At 72.2% G+C, this 19,753-nt stretch carries 19 protein-coding genes; 9 read left to right on the forward strand and 10 right to left on the reverse strand.

Annotated features, from left to right (window positions below; translation table 11 throughout):
* Window positions 1-40: 40 nt before the first annotated feature.
* Entirely contained in the window at window positions 41-526 is a 486-nt protein-coding gene (locus ACFWJW_RS22595) for an HD domain-containing protein (RefSeq protein WP_387244167.1), read from the forward strand.
* A gap of 144 nt (window positions 527-670) precedes the next feature.
* Here the strand turns inward: ACFWJW_RS22595 and ACFWJW_RS22600 are convergent, their stop codons facing one another.
* Window positions 671-1,138 (reverse strand): MarR family transcriptional regulator, encoded by a 468-nt coding sequence (locus ACFWJW_RS22600; RefSeq protein ID WP_387244170.1) that lies wholly within the window; start codon window positions 1,136-1,138, stop codon window positions 671-673.
* Window positions 1,139-1,255: 117 nt separating this feature from the next.
* Between ACFWJW_RS22600 and ACFWJW_RS22605 the strand changes: the two genes are divergently transcribed.
* On the forward strand, window positions 1,256-2,131 hold the full coding sequence (locus tag ACFWJW_RS22605; protein ID WP_387244173.1) for an alpha/beta fold hydrolase: 876 nt from the start codon (window positions 1,256-1,258) through the stop codon (window positions 2,129-2,131).
* Between the two features lie 31 nt (window positions 2,132-2,162).
* Here ACFWJW_RS22605 and ACFWJW_RS22610 read toward each other — a convergent pair whose 3' ends face one another.
* Complete coding sequence (locus ACFWJW_RS22610; protein WP_387244176.1) at window positions 2,163-3,269, reverse strand: ferritin-like domain-containing protein; 1,107 nt, start codon at window positions 3,267-3,269, stop codon at window positions 2,163-2,165.
* Between the two features lie 180 nt (window positions 3,270-3,449).
* Here ACFWJW_RS22610 and ACFWJW_RS22615 point away from each other — a divergent pair, with 180 nt between their 5' ends.
* The 3 genes from ACFWJW_RS22615 (at window position 3,450) to ACFWJW_RS22625 (ending at window position 5,511) form a co-directional block, all read left to right on the forward strand.
* Entirely contained in the window at window positions 3,450-4,397 is a 948-nt protein-coding gene (locus tag ACFWJW_RS22615; RefSeq protein ID WP_387244179.1) for a diiron oxygenase, read from the forward strand.
* 73 nt (window positions 4,398-4,470) lie between these two features.
* Window positions 4,471-5,211, forward strand: coding sequence for a helix-turn-helix domain-containing protein (locus ACFWJW_RS22620; RefSeq protein WP_327159067.1), 741 nt, complete (start codon window positions 4,471-4,473; stop codon window positions 5,209-5,211).
* 36 nt (window positions 5,212-5,247) lie between these two features.
* Window positions 5,248-5,511, forward strand: a complete 264-nt coding sequence (locus ACFWJW_RS22625; protein WP_042148688.1) for a hypothetical protein — start codon at window positions 5,248-5,250, stop codon at window positions 5,509-5,511.
* 91 nt (window positions 5,512-5,602) lie between these two features.
* Here the strand turns inward: ACFWJW_RS22625 and ACFWJW_RS22630 are convergent, their stop codons facing one another.
* From ACFWJW_RS22630 to ACFWJW_RS22650, 5 genes are all read right to left on the reverse strand, one after another.
* Entirely contained in the window at window positions 5,603-6,856 is a 1,254-nt protein-coding gene (locus ACFWJW_RS22630) for a styrene monooxygenase/indole monooxygenase family protein (RefSeq protein WP_387244183.1), read from the reverse strand.
* A 70-nt stretch (window positions 6,857-6,926) separates the two neighbouring features.
* Complete coding sequence (locus tag ACFWJW_RS22635) at window positions 6,927-7,541, reverse strand: ATP/GTP-binding protein (protein WP_387244186.1); 615 nt, start codon at window positions 7,539-7,541, stop codon at window positions 6,927-6,929.
* A gap of 37 nt (window positions 7,542-7,578) precedes the next feature.
* Window positions 7,579-7,974, reverse strand: coding sequence for a DUF742 domain-containing protein (locus ACFWJW_RS22640; RefSeq protein ID WP_387244189.1), 396 nt, complete (start codon window positions 7,972-7,974; stop codon window positions 7,579-7,581).
* Window positions 7,975-8,047: 73 nt separating this feature from the next.
* On the reverse strand, window positions 8,048-8,545 hold the full coding sequence (locus ACFWJW_RS22645) for a roadblock/LC7 domain-containing protein (RefSeq protein WP_387244192.1): 498 nt from the start codon (window positions 8,543-8,545) through the stop codon (window positions 8,048-8,050).
* Window positions 8,542-11,493: a nitrate- and nitrite sensing domain-containing protein gene (locus ACFWJW_RS22650; RefSeq protein WP_387244194.1), complete on the reverse strand. Its 2,952-nt coding sequence runs from the start codon at window positions 11,491-11,493 to the stop codon at window positions 8,542-8,544. Before ACFWJW_RS22650 ends, ACFWJW_RS22645 begins: the two co-directional genes overlap by 4 nt.
* A 632-nt stretch (window positions 11,494-12,125) precedes the next feature.
* Between ACFWJW_RS22650 and ACFWJW_RS22655 the strand changes: the two genes are divergently transcribed.
* Window positions 12,126-12,971, forward strand: coding sequence for a hypothetical protein (locus ACFWJW_RS22655; RefSeq protein WP_387244197.1), 846 nt, complete (start codon window positions 12,126-12,128; stop codon window positions 12,969-12,971).
* Window positions 12,972-13,130: 159 nt separating this feature from the next.
* On the opposite strand, the gene ACFWJW_RS22660 is transcribed toward ACFWJW_RS22655, so the two are convergent.
* Window positions 13,131-13,634 (reverse strand): MarR family winged helix-turn-helix transcriptional regulator, encoded by a 504-nt coding sequence (locus ACFWJW_RS22660; RefSeq protein WP_387244200.1) that lies wholly within the window; start codon window positions 13,632-13,634, stop codon window positions 13,131-13,133.
* Window positions 13,635-13,904: 270 nt separating this feature from the next.
* Between ACFWJW_RS22660 and ACFWJW_RS22665 the strand changes: the two genes are divergently transcribed.
* Window positions 13,905-14,762, forward strand: a complete 858-nt coding sequence (locus tag ACFWJW_RS22665; RefSeq protein WP_387244203.1) for a lysozyme — start codon at window positions 13,905-13,907, stop codon at window positions 14,760-14,762.
* A gap of 118 nt (window positions 14,763-14,880) precedes the next feature.
* Here ACFWJW_RS22665 and lon read toward each other — a convergent pair whose 3' ends face one another.
* Window positions 14,881-17,331, reverse strand: a complete 2,451-nt coding sequence (gene lon, locus ACFWJW_RS22670; RefSeq protein ID WP_387244205.1) for an endopeptidase La — start codon at window positions 17,329-17,331, stop codon at window positions 14,881-14,883.
* Between the two features lie 222 nt (window positions 17,332-17,553).
* Entirely contained in the window at window positions 17,554-18,387 is an 834-nt protein-coding gene (locus ACFWJW_RS22675) for a pentapeptide repeat-containing protein (RefSeq protein ID WP_387244208.1), read from the reverse strand.
* 200 nt (window positions 18,388-18,587) lie between these two features.
* Here ACFWJW_RS22675 and ACFWJW_RS22680 point away from each other — a divergent pair, with 200 nt between their 5' ends.
* Window positions 18,588-19,091, forward strand: coding sequence for a YfbM family protein (locus tag ACFWJW_RS22680; RefSeq protein ID WP_387244211.1), 504 nt, complete (start codon window positions 18,588-18,590; stop codon window positions 19,089-19,091).
* 93 nt (window positions 19,092-19,184) lie between these two features.
* Window positions 19,185-19,739: a hypothetical protein gene (locus ACFWJW_RS22685; protein ID WP_387244214.1), complete on the forward strand. Its 555-nt coding sequence runs from the start codon at window positions 19,185-19,187 to the stop codon at window positions 19,737-19,739.
* Window positions 19,740-19,753: the final 14 nt, after the last annotated feature.

Below are 19,753 nucleotides of genomic sequence, written 5' to 3' on the forward strand. Positions count from 1 at the left end.
GCCTTGCCGCGTACCCGGCCGTCCGCGTCACAATGGCCGTATGGCTGACGCGATCCCGCCCATGGAACCCGCCCCGCCCCCGTCGCTGTCCCTGGCCGAAGTGGAGGCGCTGGCGCGGCGCGTGCACTCGGGGCAGACGGACAAGGCGGGCCGCCCGTATGCCGGACATCTGGCGGCGGTCGCGGCGGGCGTACGCGAACGGGGCGGCAGTGACGAGCAGATCGCCGCGGCCTGGCTGCACGACGCGGTCGAGGACGGGGCGCTGAGTGCGGAGTGGCTGGCCGGTGCGGCGCTGAGCGAGGCGGTCAAGGCGATGATCCTCGCCGTCACCAAGCGGGCGGGCGAGCCGGTCGAGGCGTACACCGCACGCATTCTGGCCACGCCGGGGGCGCTGCTGGTCAAGGAGGCCGACCTGGCGCACAACGCCGATCCGGACCGGCTGGCCGTATTGGACGCGCCGACGCGCGAGCGGCTGACGGCGAAGTACGCGCGGGTGCGGGGGCTGTTGGGGCTGTCCGCGCCATAGCCGCCACGGGGTACGGACGCGGCGGGGAATGTCCGAGCCGTAGCGGCCGCCCCCGGAGGCCCATCGCCGCTCTCCGCCAAGGGTCCGTACCCCGGACGCCCGCACAGAAGGATGCCCTACGAAGCTAATTCGCGGCGAAGAGCCCTACGCCCCCTCCTCCCCCACCGCCTCCCCCACCCCGCTCAGGAACCGCCGGATCGCCGCCTGTTCGCCGGCCTCGAAGGTGGTGAGCAGGGCGAGGGTGCGGTCGATCAGCGGGCCGAAGAAGGACTGGCCCAGGGCGAGGGCGCGGTCGTCGACCTCCAGCAGGACGCGGCGCCGGTCGCGGGTGTCGCGGACCCGGCGGAGCAGGCCGAGCCGTTCCAGGCGGTCGATGAGCGCCGTGGTGCCGGCGGAGTTCAGGCCCATCCGGTCGCCGAGCCGGCCGGGGGTCGACTGCTCGCCGGCCCGTGCCGCGTCCAGCAGGCTGATCAGGGCCCGGAGGTCGGTGGGGTGCAGACCGTTGCGGCCGGCGAACCGGGCTCCGGCGAGGTCGAGTCGCACGGTCACCTCCCGCAGCAGATGGACCAGGTCCATCCCCGCCGGTTCGTCCGCCGCTTGCTGCTTCGCCATGCACCGCCGCCTTTCTTTCCGGACTTCCGCATTATTACCTCGCCGAGCGAGATACTTGCCGAGCGAGGCAGCAGTGACGGCCTCGTGCGTCGCTTCGTCTCGTCCCGGAGGTGCACCATGACAGCAGACACCCCTGCGCACACCCCCACCGCGGCCTTTCGCACGGCCTACGAGCAGGCCATGGCGCTGTGGCCGGTGCCGGTGGAACGGCTCGATCTGCCCTCGGAGTTCGGCAGTACCCGGGTCACCGTCTGCGGCCCGGCCGGCGGTCCGCCGCTGGTGCTGCTGCACGGCGGCGGCACCACCTCGGCCGTCTGGTACGCCCTCGCCGCCCCGCTCGCCCGTACGCACCGGGTGTACGCCGTGGACCAGATGGGCGGGCCGGGGCTCAGCGTGCACAGCGGGCGGGCGCTGCGGCGGCCGGCGGATCTGCTCGACTGGCTGGACGGGGTGTTCCGCGGGCTGGGGCTGACCTCGGCCGCGCTGCTCGGGCACTCGTACGGCGGGTGGCTCGCGCTGAGCTATGCCGGGCACGCGCCGGAGCGGGTGAACCGGTTGGTGCTGCTCGATCCGACCCAGTGCTTCGCGGGTTTCCGGCCGTCGTATCTGCTGCGGGCGCTGCCGCTGTTCGTACGGCCCGGAGAGCGGAGCACCCGGCGGTTCCTGGAGTGGGAGACCGGAGGTGCGCCGCCGGCGCCCGAACTGGTGCGGCTGATGGGGCTGGGCGCCGTCGAGTTCCGCGCCGCGAAGGTGGTCACCGGGCCGCGGCCGGACGTCACCCGGGCCGTGCCGACCCTGTTGGTGCCGGCCGGGCGGAGCCGGACGCACGATCCCCGCCGGGTCGCGGCACAGGCCGAACGAACCCTGGCGGGCGTACGGGTCGCGACCCTGGCGGGGGCCACGCACCACTCCCTGCCGTACGCCGACCCCGACGAGCTCGGCCGTCAGGTGCTCGGCTTCCTGCCTGCGGGACTTCCCGGCGGGACCCCCTGACGGCCGGGCGGAGGTCGGGCCGGCCCGGCGGTCAGCCCTCCGCGCCCTGCTCGACGGCCGCCGCGACCTCCGCCGTACGGGCCTCCTCCTCGGCCGCGAAGCGCTCCGCGTCCAGCTTCTCGGCGAGCTCCTCGTCCTGGGCCATCAGCAGATCGAGGTTGGAGTCGCCCATCTCGAAGACGCCCATGTCGACATAGGCGCGCTGGAGGCGTTCGCCCCACAGGCCGATGTCCTTGACGCAGGGCACGATGCGGCTGAAGAGCAGCTTGCGGAAGAGATGCAGGAATTCGGAGTTCTCGGTGAATTCGGCGGCTTCGTCGTGCGGAATGCCGAAGTTCTCCAGGACCTCCAGACCGCGCAGCCGGTCGCGCATCAAATAGCAGCCCTCGATGACGAATTCCTCGCGTTCGCGCAGTTCGGCATCGGTGAGCTGCTTGTAGTAGTCGCGCAGCGCCATGCGCCCGAAGGCGACATGGCGCGCCTCGTCCTGCATGACGTACGCCAGGATCTGCTTCGGCAGCGGCTTGGTGGTGGTGTCGCGGATCATGCCGAAGGCGGCCAGCGCCAGGCCCTCGATCAGCACCTGCATACCGAGGTACGGCATGTCCCAGCGCGAATCCCTGAGGGTGTCGGAAAGCAGCGCCTGGAGGTTGTCGTTGACCGGGTAGAGCATCCCGATCTTTTCCTGGAGGAAACGGCTGTATATCTCGGCGTGCCGCGCCTCGTCCATGGTCTGGGTGGCCGAGTAGAACTTCGCGTCGAGGTCCGGCACGGATTCGACGATCCGCGCCGCGCACACCATCGCGCCCTGCTCGCCGTGCAGGAACTGGCTGAACTGCCAGGAGGTGTAGTGCCGGCGCAGATCGCCCCGGTCCTTCTCGGTCATCTTGTCCCAGTACTTGGTGCCGTACAGGGACATGGACTCATCCGGGGTGCCGAGCGGGTCCTGGGGGTCCACCTCCAGATCCCAGTCGATCCGCAGATTGGCGTCCCACTGCTTGTCCTTGCCCTTCTGGTAGAGCGCGAGCAGCCGTTCGCGTCCGTCGTCGTAGTCCCAGCTGAAGCGGGCCGCACCGGTGGCGGGCACCTTCCACACGGGGTCGCCTGGGTCCTGTACGTAGAGCTCTCGGGTCGACACGGACGCCTCCTACGGTCGCCAAACGCCTTGTCATGGGCGGTCGTTGGCAGGCTCACACGCTTCTTACCGACGGGTCAATAAGTCGTGCACGGGGGATTGACGGGCTTGCTGACGAGCAGTCTCATAAGAGATGACCCCGGGCAGGACAGGCCCCGACCGCAGAGCGAGGTAGCCACCACCATGACGAGCGCGCCCACCGCCATGACCGAGACGGACACCGAGGTGCTGCGGGACGCCCTCGGTCTGCTCAAGGACCGGGAACAGGTCGCCGAGCGGCTGCTGGACTCCTCCGCCAAGCACTCCTTCGACCCCGATACCGAACTCGACTGGGACGCGCCCCTGGAGGACGGCAAGTGGTTCTGGCCGCCGGAGCTGGTCTCGCTCTACGACACCCCGCTGTGGCGGAAGATGTCCCTGGAGCAGCAGCAGGACCTGTCCCGGCACGAGGCCGCCTCGCTCGCCTCGCTGGGCATCTGGTTCGAGATCATCCTGATGCAGCTGCTCGTCCGGCACATCTACGACAAGCCGGCGACCAGCGCCCATGTCCGCTACGCGCTCACCGAGATCGCCGATGAGTGCCGGCACTCCAAGATGTTTGCGCGCATGATCCAGAAGGGCGGCGCGCCGGCGTATCCGGTCTCCCGGCTCAACCACAACCTCGCCCGCGTGCTCAAGACGGTCTCCACCACACCGGGGTCGTTCGCCTGCACCCTGCTCGGCGAGGAGATCCTGGACTGGATGCAGCGGCTGACCTTCCCGGACGAGCGGGTGCAGAGCATCGTGCGCGGGGTGACCCGCATCCATGTCGTCGAGGAGGCCCGGCATGTGCGCTACGCCCGCGAGGAGCTGCGCCGCCAGATGGTCACCGCGCCGCGCTGGGAGCGGGAGTTGACCCGGATCAGCTCCGGCGAGGCGGCCCGGGTGTTCTCCGTCGCCTTCGTCAATCCGGACGTCTACTCCCATGTCGGGCTGGACAAGCGGGAGGCCGTCGCCCAGGTCAAGGCCAGCGGCCACCGCCGTGAGGTGATGCGGTCCGGCGCCCGGCGGCTCACCGACTTCCTCGACGAGATCGGCGTACTGCGCGGTATGGGCCGCCGGTTGTGGCGCAGCTCGGGCCTGCTGGCCTGAAGCGGGCGGCATGGACCCCGTAGACCCCGAGCACCTGTACGAGCCGACATCCGGGCCGGTTACGCTGCTGTTCATGAACGGCAGCGGCACCGCCCCAGCAGTACCCCGACCCGCGTATCGCAGGCTGAGCGTGGAGCAGCGCCGCAGCCAATTGCTCACCGCGGCGCTGGACCTGTTCGCCCAGCGCGCCCCCGAGGACGTCTCCCTGGACGATGTCGCCCTGGCCGCCGGGGTCTCCCGGCCGCTCGTCTACCGCTACTTCCCCGGCGGCAAGCAGCAGTTGTACGAGGCCGCGCTGCGCAGCGCGGCCGACATCCTGGAGCGCTGCTTCGCCGAGCCGGACACCGGACCGCTCACCCAGCGGCTGTCCCGTGCGCTGGACCGCTACTTGGCGTTCGTCGACGAGCACGACGCCGGGTTCAGCGCGCTGCTCCAGGGCGGCAGCGTCGTGGAGACCACCCGTACGACCGCGATCGTCGACGAGGTGCGGCGGGCCGCGGCCGATCAGATCCTGCGGCACCTGGGCGAACCGGAGCCGGGCCTGCGGCTGCGGATGACCGTCCGGATGTGGATCACCGCGGTCGAGGCCGCCTCGCTGATCTGGCTCGACGAGGACAAGCAGCCGGCCCTCGACGAGCTGCGGAACTGGCTGGTCGACCACTTCATCGCGCTGCTCACCGCGACCGCGGCCGGGGACCCGCAGACCGCCCGGGTCACCCGCGCGGCGCTGAAGCTGGAGACCTCCGACGGCCCGGCCGGCGATCTGGCCCGCCGCGCCCTGCCCGTCGTGAGCGACGCCGCGCATCTGCTGTGAGCGGCCGCCGGGCCGGGCCGGTGTGACACTGAGGACGTGAGAAGCGAGAACACCCTCTTCGTCGGCGGCCCGCTGGACGGCCGGGTCCTGCCCGTACTGGTCGGCATGACGGGCCAGCCGCCCAAGACGTACGAGGTGCCCGAACCGCACGATGACGGCCGCCCCCCGACCGTCCACTTCTACCGGCGCGTCCCGGCCCGGGTGGGCCGCCTCGGCCTGCCCAGCGGCTGGAAGTACGAGTACGACCCCGCCGGAAAACCCTCCACCGGCCCCAAGTGGCCCTGGCGCAAGCCCCACTGATCCGGCAGGCCGCAGCAGCACAGAGCCCCTCCCCGCCGACAGCGGGGAGGGGCACACACGGCTGCCGCACCCGAAAGCGTGGGCGGGCCCGTCACTTCGTCAACGACGCCAGATACGCATTCGTCTTCTCCGGGTCGTAGAAGAAGTTCTCGAAGTCCGACGGATCATTGAAGCCGTTGGCGAACCGGTCGGCGGCGGGCTGAAGCTGCCCGGCCGCGCCGATGAGGTTCAGGATGTGCTCCGGCGGCGGCGCCAGCATCGCGTTCGTCCACTTGGTGACGTGCTGGGCGGTGGTCCAGTACCGCTCGAAGGCGGTCCGCATCCAGTCCCCGTCGAACGGCTGGTCCCCGCGCTCCACGATGGAGGCGAGGTAGGAGGCGGCGCACTTGGAGGCCGAGTTGGAGCCCTGGCCGGTGATCGGGTCGTTGGCGACCACGACGTCCGCGACGCCGAGCACCAGACCGCCGGAGGGAAGTTGGCCGACGGGGTGGCGCACGGTGGGGGCGTAGCGGCCGGCCAGCGTGCCGTTGGCGTCGGTCAGTTCGACCTTGGTGGCGCGGGCGTACTCCCAGGGCAGGAACTTCTCCATCAGTTCCAGCGTGACGGCGAGGTGCTCGTCGGGGTCCTTGACGCCCTGGAAGACATCCAGCGGACCGCCGGGTATGCCCTCCCAGAAGAGGATGTCGGCGCGGCCGGAGGTGGTGTACGTCGGCATCACGAACAGCTCGCCGACGCCGGGCACCAGGTTGCAGCGCACCGCGTCGATGTCGGGGTGCTCGGGGCGCGGGCCCAGACCGTGCACGTAGGCGACGGCCAGCGCGCGCTGCGGGGCGTCGTACGGGGAGCGCTCGGCGTTGCGGCCGAACATGGACACCAGCTCGCCCTTGCCGGCCGAGACCAGCGTCAGGTCGTAGCGGCTCGCGAAGAAGTCGAGGTCGGAGACGGCCGCGCCATGGATGACGAGCTGGCCGCCGCGCTGCGCGAAGGTCTCCATCCAGCCGGCCATCTTCACCCGCTGGTCGACGGACTGGGCGTAGCCGTCCAGCTTGCCGAGCCAGTCGATGGCGCGCTGCGAGCCCTCGGGCGCCTCGTGGCTGCCGGGTGCGGCGACCGAGACGCCGAGGCCCTCGATGCGCGGGGCCTGGCTCTCCCAGAAGTTGATCTGGAGGTCACGCTCGTGCTGGAGCGCGGTGTCGAACATGCACTGCGTCGACATGACCCGGCCGGCGCGGATCTCGTCGGCGGTGCGGTTGGACATGAGGGTGACCTCATAGCCCTGCGACTGGAGCCCCAGGGCGAGCTGGAGACCGGCCTGGCCGGCTCCGACGATGAGTATTTTCCGCATGGCGGGCTCTTCTCTATTACTGCTGGTGGTTCGGGGAGAGTGGGGGGAGCGGCGAGACCTTACCCATCGGTCACTCCGGTGCGGTCTCCAGGGCGTGGCCGACCAGCGCGAGCAGCGACTGGATCACCGTGGGCCGCTCCCGGGCGTCCATGATCACTACGGGTACCTGCGGCGGCACGGTCAGCGCGTCGCGGACGTGCTCGACGGCGTACGCCTCGGTCCCCTCGAAGTGGTTGACCGCGACGACATACGGCAGTCCGCAGCTCTCGAAGTAGTCGAGCGCCGGAAAGCAGTCCTCCAGCCGCCGGGTGTCGGCCATCACGATCGCGCCGATCGCGCCGCGCACCAGGTCGTCCCACATGAACCAGAAGCGCTGCTGGCCGGGCGTGCCGAACAGGTACAGCACCAGTTCCTGGTCGAGGGTGATCCGCCCGAAGTCCATCGCGACCGTGGTCGTGGTCTTCTCCGGGGTGGCGGTCAGATCGTCCGTGTCGGCGCTGGCCTGCGTCATCACCGCTTCGGTCTGGAGCGGGGTGATCTCCGAGACCGATCCGACGAACGTCGTCTTGCCGACGCCGAAGCCGCCCGCCACCACGATCTTGGTGGCGATCGGCGCCTGCGAACGGTCCGTCTGCCAGCTCTGTAGCCCCGCGTCGGCCGTGGCCGCCGGGTCGGCCTGACCCACGGAACCGGCGGTCGCCGTCGGCCCGGCCGATATCGTGTCAGAGCCTGTGAAGTCCACTCAGCACCCTTTCGAGCAGCGCGCGGTCGGGCCGGCCGGAGCCGTGCCCGGTGCCGTAGACGCGAATCTTTCCCTGGTCGGCGAGGTCACTGAGCAGTACCCGGACCACGCCCAGCGGCATCTTGAGGAGCGCGGAGATCTCCGCGACCGAGCGCATCCGGCGGCACAGTTCGACGATCGCCCGCATCTCCGGCATCACCCGGTCGCCCCAGCCGCCGGAGGTGAGCTCGCGGCGCTCCTCGGGCGCCTCCAGCGCCGCCACGAACGTCTCGACCAGCAGCACATGGCCGAAACGCGTACGGCCGCCGGTGAGCGAGTACGGCCGCACGCGCGCGGGTTTCCGGTCCCCGCGTACGGGGAGTTTGTGACTGCTCATGCCGAAACCTCGCTTCGTTCGGCCTCGCGTTCGCTCAGCGGTCGCCCCTTGACGGGCCGCTCACTACGTTCGCTCACTGGACGTTCTCCATCGACTTGCGCAATTCGCTGCGGAGTTCGGGGGTGAGGACGTGGCCGGCCCGGCCGACGAACAACGCCATGTGATAGGCGATGACGTTCATGTCGCAGTCCGGGGTGGCGTGCACACCGAGCAGCGAACCGTCGCTGATCGACATGACGAACACGCTGCCCTCGTCCATCGTGATCATCGTCTGCTTGACCGGCCCGCCGTCCATGAGCTTCGCGGCGCCGTTGGTGAGGCTGCCGAGTCCGGACACGATCGTGGCCAGGTCCGCGCTGGACCCCCGGGGACCGTCACCCCCGCCGGGCTCTGCCGCCGCCTCGTCGACCCGGTCCGGGTCGGACGACAACAGCAGCAGACCGTCGGAGGAGACCACCGCGACCGAGCGGATACCCGGTACCTCGTCCACCAGGTTGGTCAGCAGCCAGTGCAGGTTCTGTGCCTGGCTGCTCAGGCCCTGTCCGTAAGCAGTGGGCGCTTGCGCTTTCAATCGCGTGCCTCCTCGACAACATGGCTCTCTCCCGGGGCCCCCGCTCCGTCGGTGTCCGTCTGTGGGATGGTCTGCTCCGCTGTACGTTCCGCGATCTCGGCCTCGACATCACGCCGGCCGACTCGCGCCCCCGCCTGGAATCCGCCGAGCCGGCGCCGCAGCGCCTCGGCGTTGGCCGCTCCGCTCTTGCGCGGGGCGGCGGGCGCCTGTTGCTGCGCCACGACCTTGGGCGTGCGCTTGGGCAGCCCCATGGTCGTCCGCTGCTTCCCCTCGGACGGGGCGGCAGCGGTCTGTGGGTCGGCCGGTGTACCGGCCGGGGACGCGTCGGCGGGTGCCGCCGCGTCCGTGGGTGCCGCGTCCGTGGGGGCCGTGTCCGGCCCGGCATGCGTGTGCTGGTCGGGGCCGATGGCGTACGGGCCGGCCGCGGGCGCGTCGGACGTGGTGGGCCCGGCGGCCGGGGCCGCGTGCCGGCCGGTGCCCGCGGGCGCCTGGTTCGCGTCCGGGCGCGGCTCCTCCTCGGGCCGCACATGCTCGCCGCTGCCGCTGGTGGTGGCGCCGTACGGGCCGGGCGACTCGGGGCCGTACGGGCTCACTTCGGAGACGGCGTGGGTGGTCGGGCCGGACGGCTCCGGCGCGGCGGGCGCCGGGGCCGGTCCGTCCGGGGCGCCGAGCCCGGCGGCGTCGATCGCGCGCTCCGCGGCGGCGACGAACGGGTCGGCGGCGGGCGCCGGGTCCGCGGCCGGGGTGCCCTCCTGGCCGGGGGCCGGTGCGGCGTCCGGCCCGGCGGGCCGCTCGTCGGTGCGGGGGGCGTCCTGGGCCGGGGGCGCGGCGGGTCCGGTCCGCGCGGCCCGGGCCGGCAGCGCGTTGGAGTTCGCCTCGGCGACCGAGCCGGGCAGGCTCGGGGTGTGCGCCACGTCCTGGCGCGCGGTGGGCGAGGCGGCCGACGGGGCGGGGCGGGTGGGCAGGATCGAGCCGGGCAGCACGATGACGGCGGTGACGCCGCCCTGCTTGGCGTCCCGCAGCTGGACCCGGAGGCCGTGCCGGGCGGCCAGCCGCACCACGACGTACAGCCCGAGGCCCAGCGCCTCGTCGATGGTCTCCGAGGACGAGGCGGCGTCGACGTCCGCCAGCCGCTCGTTGAGCTCGGCCATCCGCTCCGAGGTCATCCCTATGCCCTCGTCCTGGACCGAGAGCATGACCTCGCCGCTCTCCAGCAGCCAGCCGGACAGCTCCACATGGGCGTTCGGCGGCGAGAACCCGGTGGCGTTCTCCAGGAGTTCGGCGACCAGGTGGCTGAGGTCGTCCGCGGCGAACCCGGCGACCTGCGAGTGCGGCGGCAGCGACTGGATGCGCACCCGGTCGTAGCGCTCGATCTCGCTGATCGCGGCGCGCAGCACGTCCAGCAGCGGCACCGGGCCCTGGTGGTTGGTGCTGTGCTGTTCCGCGCCCGCGAGGACGAGGAGGTTCTCGCTGTTGCGGCGCATCCGCGCGGCGAAGTGGTCCAGCTTGAAGAGGGTTTCCAGCCGCTCCGGGTCCTGCTCGCTCTCCTCCAGCGACTCGATGACGCCGAGCTGGCGCTCCACGAGCCCGAGGGTGCGCAGCGAGAGGTTGACGAACCGGCCGTGCACCCCGTTGTGCAGGGCCGCCAGCCGCTCGGTGAGATCGGCGATCTCCTCCTTGAGCGTCTCGCCCTGCTCCTGGAGCACCTCGCGCTCGGCGACCAGCCGCTGCCGGCCGCCGATCAGCCGCTTGCGCTCGCCCTCCAGCTCGGTGGTGCGCCGCGCCAGCTCGCCGACCTGGGCGTGCAGCGCGTTGACGGACCGTACGGCGGCGGCGAATTCGTCGTTGCGGCCCTTGTAGGTGATGGGCTCCTCGTGCGCGGGGTCCGCGGCCACCCGCCTGGCGCCGATCCGCAGCGCGGCGAGCGGCTGGGTCAGGGAGCGGGCGGCCCACACCCCGGCACCGACGGCCAGCAGCAGGCACAGCGCTTCGAGACCGATGCGGATCTCCAGCTCCGTCACCTCGTCGTCGCGCAGCGCGCCGAGCCGCTGGATGTCGGCGGTGGCCATGGCGGATTCGACGCCCCGCATCAGGCCGATGCGGGTGGTGAGGGTCTGCTGGACCCGCCGGTGGTTGAGCCGCAGATCGATGGCGTCCAGCCGGGGCTGGTCGGTCAGCCGGGTCAGATAGCGCTCGGCGGTGTTGACGTCCGCGCCGGTGACGGTGCGGTCGTAGCGGTCCCGGGCGGCCTGGCCCGCGGTCTGCCGGAAGTCGCCCAGCGCGCCCTGTTCACGGAGGTGGGCGACCTGGGCCAGGGCGGTCAGCCGGGGCTGGCTGCCGCCCGCGTCGAGCCCGGCGAGCAGCAGGGCGCGGGTGCCCGCGGCCTGTTCGGCGGCGCGGCCGAGGACGGGCAGCGCACGGGTGTCGGCGTCGGCGGAGTCCGCGCGGGCCGGCAGTCCGCGGGCGATGTCGTCGCTGATCGCCCCGAGTGCCTGGAGTGCCTCGGTATAGGCGCCGTAGATCTGTTCGGCCGATGCGGGCCCGGACAGCGCCTTTTGACGGGTTTGCGGCAGGGCGGCCAGCGCCTTGGCGGCGGCCCGGTACACGGCGGTGTCGCCGGTGGCGTCCTGGGCCTCGGAGCGCAGCTCGTCGATCTGCCGGTCCACACGGGCGCGCTGGGCCCGGGAGGCCGCGGCCGCGTCGGCGCCGGTGACGCCCGTCCTCGCGGCGGTCCGGCCGCCCCGCCCGGTGGCGGCGTACGCGGTCATCCCGTCGCGTTCATCGGCGAGGGAGTGCGCGAGCGCGATGGCGCGGGCGTTCAGTTCGGCGAGATCGACCAGTTGCTGGCCGGTGTTGGCCTCGTCGGCGGTCGCCGTCAGACCGGGGGCGCCGGCGCCGATGACAGCGGCTGCCACGACGGCCACCGCCCCGACGAGCCGATTGCGCACCCGCGCGGGACGCCGTCCCGTGGAGCTCTCGTCACGGCCCGTCGCGTCCGGACCGCCCTTCGCGTCGGGGCCCTTACCAGGAGCCGGTCCCTGGCCCGGGACCGAACCGGCCGGTGAACCCGGCTTCCCTGCGCCGCCTCGAAGCCGCATCTTCCGCACCGCTGCTCGCATTCCTGTCTCGCCTGCTCACGCCAAATGGCGTCGCGGACCCGGCTCGCTCTCCGCTCGCGGAGCGGACCTGCGCGAAGACCGCAGCAGCGCACACTTCCGCGAGGGAAACAGCCCGGCTCTGCGCGTCGCGACGAATGTCCTGACCTCACCCCATGATTCGGGCAACGACCATTCCACCGGCGCCGCGCAGTGGCTCGGCAACACATGCCCGGCCACTTGAACGAGTGAACATCACTCGGAGTTTGACCATCAACTTCCGTGCGCCGATGTTTTCTGCCGCAACCCCGCGCAACCCCCGAACGGGTTTGGAGATGCGTCCCGGTCCTGGAAAGATGCCCGCCCGCACGCCGCCGGACCGGCACCCCCTACCGTCGGTAAGCCCCCGCCCCGCCCGGACTCCGACGCCGCCGGCGGCGCCCGCCGGCCGGGCCGGAAGCACTCTCTCCGGCAGACTTCCGGCCATGCACATCGCACTCGCCACCGAGCCGGGCGACCCCCAACACCCAAACGAGGACTACGCATCGGTAGCTCTGCCGGCTTCCGGCCAGGGCGGAGCTCTGGTCCTGCTGGACGGCGTGACGCCACCGGAGGAGGACTACGGCTGCGTCCACGGCGTGCCGTGGTTCACCGCGCGGCTCGGTGGCGCAATGCTCGAACTGTCGGTTTCACACCGGGATATGACGCTGGCTGAGGCTCTCTCCGCGGCCATCTCCCGGACGGCCGACGGCCACCGGGACACCTGTGACCTTTCTCACGTCCGCACTCCGCAGGCAACCGTGATCGCCGCACGGTGGTCCGGGGCCACCGTCGAGCACCTCGTCCTGTCCGATTCCGTGCTGCTCCTGGAGCGGGCGGACGGCTCGGTGGATCCGGTGCTCGACACGCGGCTGGACGAACTGCCGCCCGCGGTCCGGGAGCTGCGGGCCGCCGTACGGGCGCTGCCCCTCGGCTCCGCGGAACGGGCCGCGGCGGGCCGGGAGTACGGCCGGGCGGTCGAGGCGCTGCGCAATGCGGAGGGCGGCTTCTTCACCGCGGCCGCCGATCCGTCGGTGGCCGCCCGCGCGGTGACCGGCCGTACCCCGCGCGCCGAGGTCCGCTCCCTGACCGCGCTCAGCGACGGTGCGAGCCGCTGGGTCGAGGTCTTCCGGGAGGGGTCCTGGGCGGACTGTGTGGCCCTGGTGGCCGGGCAGGGCCCGCAGGCGCTCATCGACCGGGTGCGGGCCGCGGAGGCGGCGGACCCGGCGCGCACGGCGTTTCCGCGCGGCAAGGCACGGGACGATGCGGCGGTGATTTTTGTGGCGCCGTGACAACCACGGACCTGTGGGGCATGTTTTCCCGCCGCGTGGGCACGGCCTCCCGGCGCGCCGTGTCGGACGGCCACCACGGCCGCGGCCAGGGGGGATGCGGCGAGGTGCCGGTGTCCGGGCGGGGTCACCCGGGACCCCGCCATGCCCTAGAGACGCGCCCTACACTTCGTCGCCCTCCTGCTCCGCGTTCAGCCGGTGCAGCAGACGGGCGAGTTCGGCGACCTCGCCGCGGTCCCAGGAGGCCAGGCGGCGGGCGTAGCGGGCGCGGCGGCCGGTGCGGACGCGGGTGAAGCGTTCGCGGCCCTCGTCGGTGAGGCGCACCAGGACCGCGCGGCCGTCCGCCGGGTCCGGTTCGCGGGCGACGAGTCCGAGCTTCTCCAGGGCGTGCAGCTGGCGGCTCATCGTGGCCTTGCCGACCCCGAAGTAGCCGGCGAGGTCGGTGGCGCGCTGGGCGCCGGCGTCCGCCAGCCGTACGAGGAGGCCGTACGCGGCGGGCTCCAGGTCGGGATGCACCTCTCGTGCCAGTTCGCCGGAAGAGGCCCGGGCGCGGCGGAGAAATACCGCCAATTCCCGTTCCAGGGCGAGAAATACGTGGTCCACACCAGTCGGCTCGCCGTCCGCCGTCGTTCCGTCGGCTCCGGTGTTGTGCACGTCAGCGCCCATTCCCGCGTTTCCTCACCTGAAAGTTTCTGCCGGCGGCGGTCGAAGCCGCAGCTCGGCCAGTATTTCGCAGGATTAGACCAACGGCAGCCCACGGACCCTCTTTTGTCACCCAGGTCTACGCGCGTACCGTCATTTCTGGCATGGCCATACCAAGCGGCCCGGGTGTCCCGCCGCGGCGTCATGCACCTCGCACATCCGTGTCAGCACGCCTGCGCCATGCCGTCAGCACCTCCCCCCTCAGGTCATCCACCGAGATCTTCGGAGGCACGTATGTCCGTGCTCAGATCCGGCTCCCCCCACCGCCCCGCACGCTCCCTCGCGACCGTGGCCGGGATCCTGCTCACCCTCCTCTCCCTCCTCCTCGGCCTGCCCGGCACCGCCGGCGCCGCGGCCGCGCGGCGCGCACCGGAACCCAGCCACCCCGGACAGGACTGGGCCGGTTCCCAGATCGCCCGGCACGAGGGCACGGCGGCCGGCGGCGCACCGCCGGCCGCCCCGCTCGCTTCCGTCGAAGGGGTGGACGTCAGCAGCCACAACGGCAATGTCGCCTGGTCGACCCTCTGGAACAGCGGTGTCCGCTTCGCCTATGTGAAGGCGACGGAGTCCACCAGCTACACCAACCCGTACTTCGCGCAGCAGTACAACGGCTCCTACAACACCGGGATGATCCGCGGCGCCTACCACTTCGCCACGCCCAACACCTCCAGCGGCGCCGCCCAGGCCAAGTACTTCGCCGACCACGGCGGCGGCTGGTCCAAGGACGGCAAGACGCTGCCCGGCGCGCTCGACATGGAGTACAACCCCTACGGCGCGACCTGTTACGGGCTGAGCGCGACCGGGCTGGTCAACTGGATGAAGGACTGGTTCGCCACCTACAAGGCGCGCACCGGCCGGGACGCCGTCCTCTACACCTCCACCAACTGGTGGAAACAGTGCACCGGCAACTCCGCCGCCTTCGGCGCCGTCAACCCCCTGTGGATTCCGCGCTACGGCTCCTCGGCCGGGGAACTCCCGGCCGGCTGGGGCTTCCACACCATCTGGCAGTACACCTCCACCGGCCCGACCGTCGGTGACCACAACCGCTTCAACGGCGCGCTGGACCGCCTCCGCGCACTGGCGAACGGCTGAGCGGGTTCTTTCGCGGGGAGCGGCCCGTGCTCGCATACGTGAGCACGGGCCGCTCCACCGCAACCCTCAACTGAGGACCCTCACGGCGCTCAGCCACCTCCGCGAGGACGGCGCCGGTTCAGGCGCTCAGCGGCTCCACCTCCGGTGCGGCCCCGTTCGACGCCGGTGTCAGCGCCAGCTCCAGCACCTGGCGGACATCGGCGACCGGGTGGACGTCCAGGGCGGCGAGGGTCTCGGCAGGTACGTCGTCCAGGTCCGGTTCGTTGCGCTGGGGGATGATGACGGTGCCGATGCCGGCCCGGTGCGCCGCCAGCAGCTTCTGCTTGACGCCGCCGATCGGCAGCACCCGCCCGGTCAGCGAGACCTCACCGGTCATCGCCACATCCGGCCGGACCTGCCGGCCCGACAGCAGCGAGGCCAGCGCCGTCGTCATCGTCACGCCCGCGCTCGGCCCGTCCTTGGGAACGGCGCCCGCCGGTACGTGCAGATGCACCCCGCGCTCCTTCAGGTCGGCGACCGGGAGCTCCAGTTCCGCACCGTGGGAGCGCAGGAAGGACAGCGCGATGTGCGCGGACTCCTTCATCACATCGCCCAGCTGGCCGGTCAGCTGGAGCCCGGACGCCCCGGTCTCCGGATCGGCGAGCGACGCCTCCACGTAGAGCACGTCGCCGCCGGCGCCGGTGACCGCGAGGCCGGTGACCACGCCGGGCACCGCGGTGCGCCGCTCGGCCGGGTCCTGGGCCGACTCGGGGGTGTGGTGCGGCCGCCCGATCAGCGGGCGCAACTGGTCCACGCCGACCGTGAACGGCAGCTCCCGCTCGCCCAGTTCGTGCTGTGCGGCGACCTTGCGCAGCAGCCTGGCGACCGCGCGCTCCAGATTCCGTACGCCCGCCTCGCGGGTGTATTCGCCCGCCAGCTTGCGCAGCGCCTCGTCCTCCAGGGTCACCTCGCCGGGCTCCATACCGGCCCGCTCCAGCTGGCGCGGCAGCAGATGGTCCCGGGCGATGACGACCTTCTCGTCCTCCGTGTAGCCGTCCAGCCGGACCAGCTCCATACGGTCGAGCAGCGGCTCGGGGATGGCTTCGAGGACATTGGCGGTGGCCAGGAAGACCACATCGCTGAGGTCGAGTTCGACCTCCAGGTAGTGATCGCGGAAGGTGTGGTTCTGCGCCGGGTCCAGGACCTCCAGGAGGGCGGCGGCCGGGTCGCCCCGGAAGTCGGAGCCCACCTTGTCGATCTCGTCGAGGAGGACGACCGGGTTCATGGAACCGGCCTCCTTGACGGCCCGGACGATGCGGCCCGGCAGCGCGCCGACATACGTACGGCGATGGCCGCGGATCTCCGCCTCGTCCCGGACGCCGCCGAGCGCGACCCGGACGAACTTCCGGCCCATGGCCCGTGCGACGGATTCCCCGAGCGAGGTCTTGCCGACACCGGGCGGGCCGACCAGCGCCAGCACCGCCCCGCCGGCCCGTCGCCCGCCACCGTCCTTGCCCGCTGCCCCCTTCGAGGGCCCGCCGACCAGGCCGAGACCGCGCTCGGCCCGCCGCTTGCGGACGGCCAGGTATTCGGTGATCCGCTCCTTGACGTCCTCCAGGCCGGAGTGGTCGGCGTCCAGGACCTCCTTGGCGCCGGCGATGTCGTAGGCGTCCTCGGTCCGTTCGTTCCACGGGAGTTCGAGGACGGTGTCCAGCCAGGTGCGGATCCAGGAGCCCTCGGGGCTCTGGTCGCTGGACCGCTCCAGCTTGTCGACCTCCTTGAGGGCGGCCTTGCGGACGTCCTCGGGCAGATCGGCGGCCTCGACGCGGGCGCGGTAGTCGTCGCCCTCGTCCTCCGGATCGCCGTTGAGCTCGGCGAGCTCCTTGCGGACCGCCTCCAGCTGCCGCCGCAGCAGGAACTCCCGCTGCTGCTTGTCGACGCCTTCCTGGACGTCCTTGGCGATGGACTCGGCGACATCCTGCTCGGCGAGGTGTTCCCGCAGCACCTCGGTGGCGTACTTCAGCCGCGCGACCGGGTCGGCGGTCTCCAGCAGCTGGACCTTCTGTTCGATGGTCAGGAACGGTGAGTAGCCGGAGTTGTCGGCGAGCGTCGGCACGTCCTCGATCTGCTGGACGCGGTCGACGACCTGCCAGGCGCCGCGCTTGCGCAGCCAGCTGGTGGCCAGCGCCTTGTATTCCGTGACGAGTTCGGTCACCGCACCGGGCAGGGGATCGGGGACCTGCTCCTCGACGGTGGTGCCCTCCACCCAGAGCGCGGCCCCGGGCCCGGTGGTGCCGGAACCGATCCGCACCCGGCCCAGGCCCCGGATCAGCGCGCCGGGATCGCCGTCGGACAGCCGCCCGACCTGCTCGATCCGCCCGAGCGTGCCGATCGCGGCGTACTTCCCGTCGATGCGGGGCACAAGCAGCACCCGCGGTTTGTTCCCCGAGGAGGCGGCCGCCTGGGCGGCCTCCACCGCTGCCCGTACGTCCGCGTCGGACAGGTCCAGGGGCACCACCATGCCGGGGAGCACGACCTCGTCATCGAGGGGCAGCACGGGCAGAGTGAGCGATGTGGACGTCGAAGCCATGATCTCCCCTTCGGCAAGCAAGTTGAGCTGTACTCACTCAATGCGGCCGGGCCCGGAGATGTTCCCCCGGGGGCGTTCGCTGTGAGCGATCAGGGGAGTTGCCGTTCCGGCGGGCCGGGCCCCCGGCGGTCGGGCGGGCGGGGCCGGGCTCCTGTGGGTCAACGGCGGGTACGGCCGGACGAGGCAGGCCGGGGTGCGGGGCAGTGGGGGCGCGGGGCCGCGCTACCAGTGGGCGGGCCGGCTCAGGTTCTGCGGCAGCTCGGTCGCGGCATCGCCCTCGGCCGCGTTCAGCTGCGCCTGGGTGAGGAAGAGCGCGCCGGTGAGATCGGCGCCGGCGAGGTCGGCGGCGCGCAGATCGGCGCCGATCAGGTCCGCCGTGCGCAGATCGGCGCCCTTGAGGTCGGCGGCGATCAGACAGGCCCCACGGAGGTTGGCGCCCCGGAGGTTGGCGCCCTTGAGGCGGGCCCCCATGAGGTCGGCGCCCCGCCGTTCCTTCTTACGGCCCGGGACCTGGGCCCGGACGAGTTCGCTGGTGCGCAGCAGCAGGGCGTTGACCTCGCCCCGGTGGGCCGCCACATCGAGCTCCAGCAGCTCCTCGGCGCCGCCGCGGGTGAGGCGCTCGGTCTCCTCCAGGGCGGCGCGCAGCTCGGCGTGGACCGGGCGGGCCGCCGGCCGGGTCAGCGCCTCGGACAGGTACCAGAGGAGTTCGTGCAGCTGCCGCATGACGGGGAAGACGTCGAACATCTGCCGGGCGGTCCCCGGGGCCCGTCGCCAGTCCTGTCCGTCGAAGGTGACCTGGGAGACCTTCTGCCCGGCGCCGAAGCAGTCGAAGACGGTGCAGCCGGTGAAGCCGCGCGGGCGCAGCTCGTGGTGGATGCCGCAGCGGAAGTCCTGCTGAAGGTTCGGGCAGGGCCGGCCGGCGTCCTTGTCGATGGCGAAGTCCGCCGAGGCCGCGAACGGCAGCGCGACACAGCACAGCCCGAAGCAGCTGCCGCAGTCGGACGTCAGGCCGAGGTCGCCGGCGACGGGAATCGAGGGCTCGCGCTCTGAGGTCAAGGTGGGTGCACTCCTGCGTCGGCGGGCACCGCACGAGGCCGTGCCGGGAAGGGGCCGCCATTCTCCCAGGCGCCGGCGGGGCGGCGACGACCCGGCCGCGCACCGGCGTTCGCCACGCCCGGCCCGTTCCGCCCGCCGCGGCCGGGCACCGCCCCGCCGCGCACCCGGCGTTGTCAGTGGCCGGCCCTAACGTCGGGTCCATGAGCATGATCGGAGAGTACGCACGTGTCACTCCTGCCGAACTCGACCGCGCCCTGGGCGATCCCGAGTGGGCGCTGAAGCTGGTCCGGGGGCGGATGGAAGCGGAAGCCGTCAGTTGCCCGGAGCCCGCGTCGGCGCGCTGCCTGGACATCGACAAGACCTGGGACGCCCTCGCCTTCCTGCTGCGCCGCGCGGCCTTCCCGGTGGACATCGTCCATGGCGAACAGGCCGTCCCGGACGCCGACGACTGGGGCTACGGCCCGCCCCGCTACCTCACCCCCGCGCAGGTGCGGGCCGCCGCCGAGGCGCTCGCGGAGATACCCCCCGAGCGTCTGACGGCCGGCGCCGGCCCGGCGGACCTGGCCGCGGCGCGGATCTACCCGGCGATCGTCTGGGAGCGGGGCGAGCCGCTGGACTATGTCCGCGAGCACTACGAACAGTTGCGGCCGTTCTTCCGCGCGGCGGCGGACGAGGGGGACGGCATGCTGCACTGGCTCGGATAGCGGCGCCCGGCCCGGCACGACCGTGCGGAAGGGCGCCGGGGCGTGTCCGCGACGTCCCGCCTCACACACCGTCATGACTGCTACCTTCACGGCATGTTGCAGCGGATGTCCGGAGTCTTCATCGGCGCACTCTTCGGGACGATCTTCGTGGTCGCCAACGCGCACGACCCGCTGAATCCGGCGATCGGTATCGCCCTCCGGGTGCTCGCGGTGCTCACCTTCGCCGGGCTGCTCACGCTCGCGCTGCGGGCGGGGCGCCGCGGGCAGCCCGCGGCGGACGACCCCGAGGCCCCTCAGGCGGACTGGTTCCGGGGGAAGTTCGCGTTCGTCGTGGGCGCCGAGGCGGTGCTGCTGATCGGCGGCAATCTCGCGCTGCGGGCGGCGGGCGCCCCCGGGCAGACCGCGGTGGCCTGGATCGCGCTGATCGTCGGCCTGCACTTCATCGCGCTGACGGCGGTCTGGAAGCGGCGCAGTATCGCGGTCCCCGGTGCCGCACTGACCGCGCTCGGCGCGATCGGCCTGGGCATGGCGGCCACTTCCGCCGTGGCATGGGTGCCGTTCGTCAGCGGGGTGCTCTCCGGTGTGGCGCTCCTGGGCGGCTGCGCCTACGCCATCACCCACACCTACCGGTCGACGGCGCGATCGTAGGCCGGTCCCCCCGG

It is taken from the genome of Streptomyces sp. NPDC127097 (genome assembly GCF_042724075.1).
Lineage (GTDB): Bacteria > Actinomycetota > Actinomycetes > Streptomycetales > Streptomycetaceae > Streptomyces.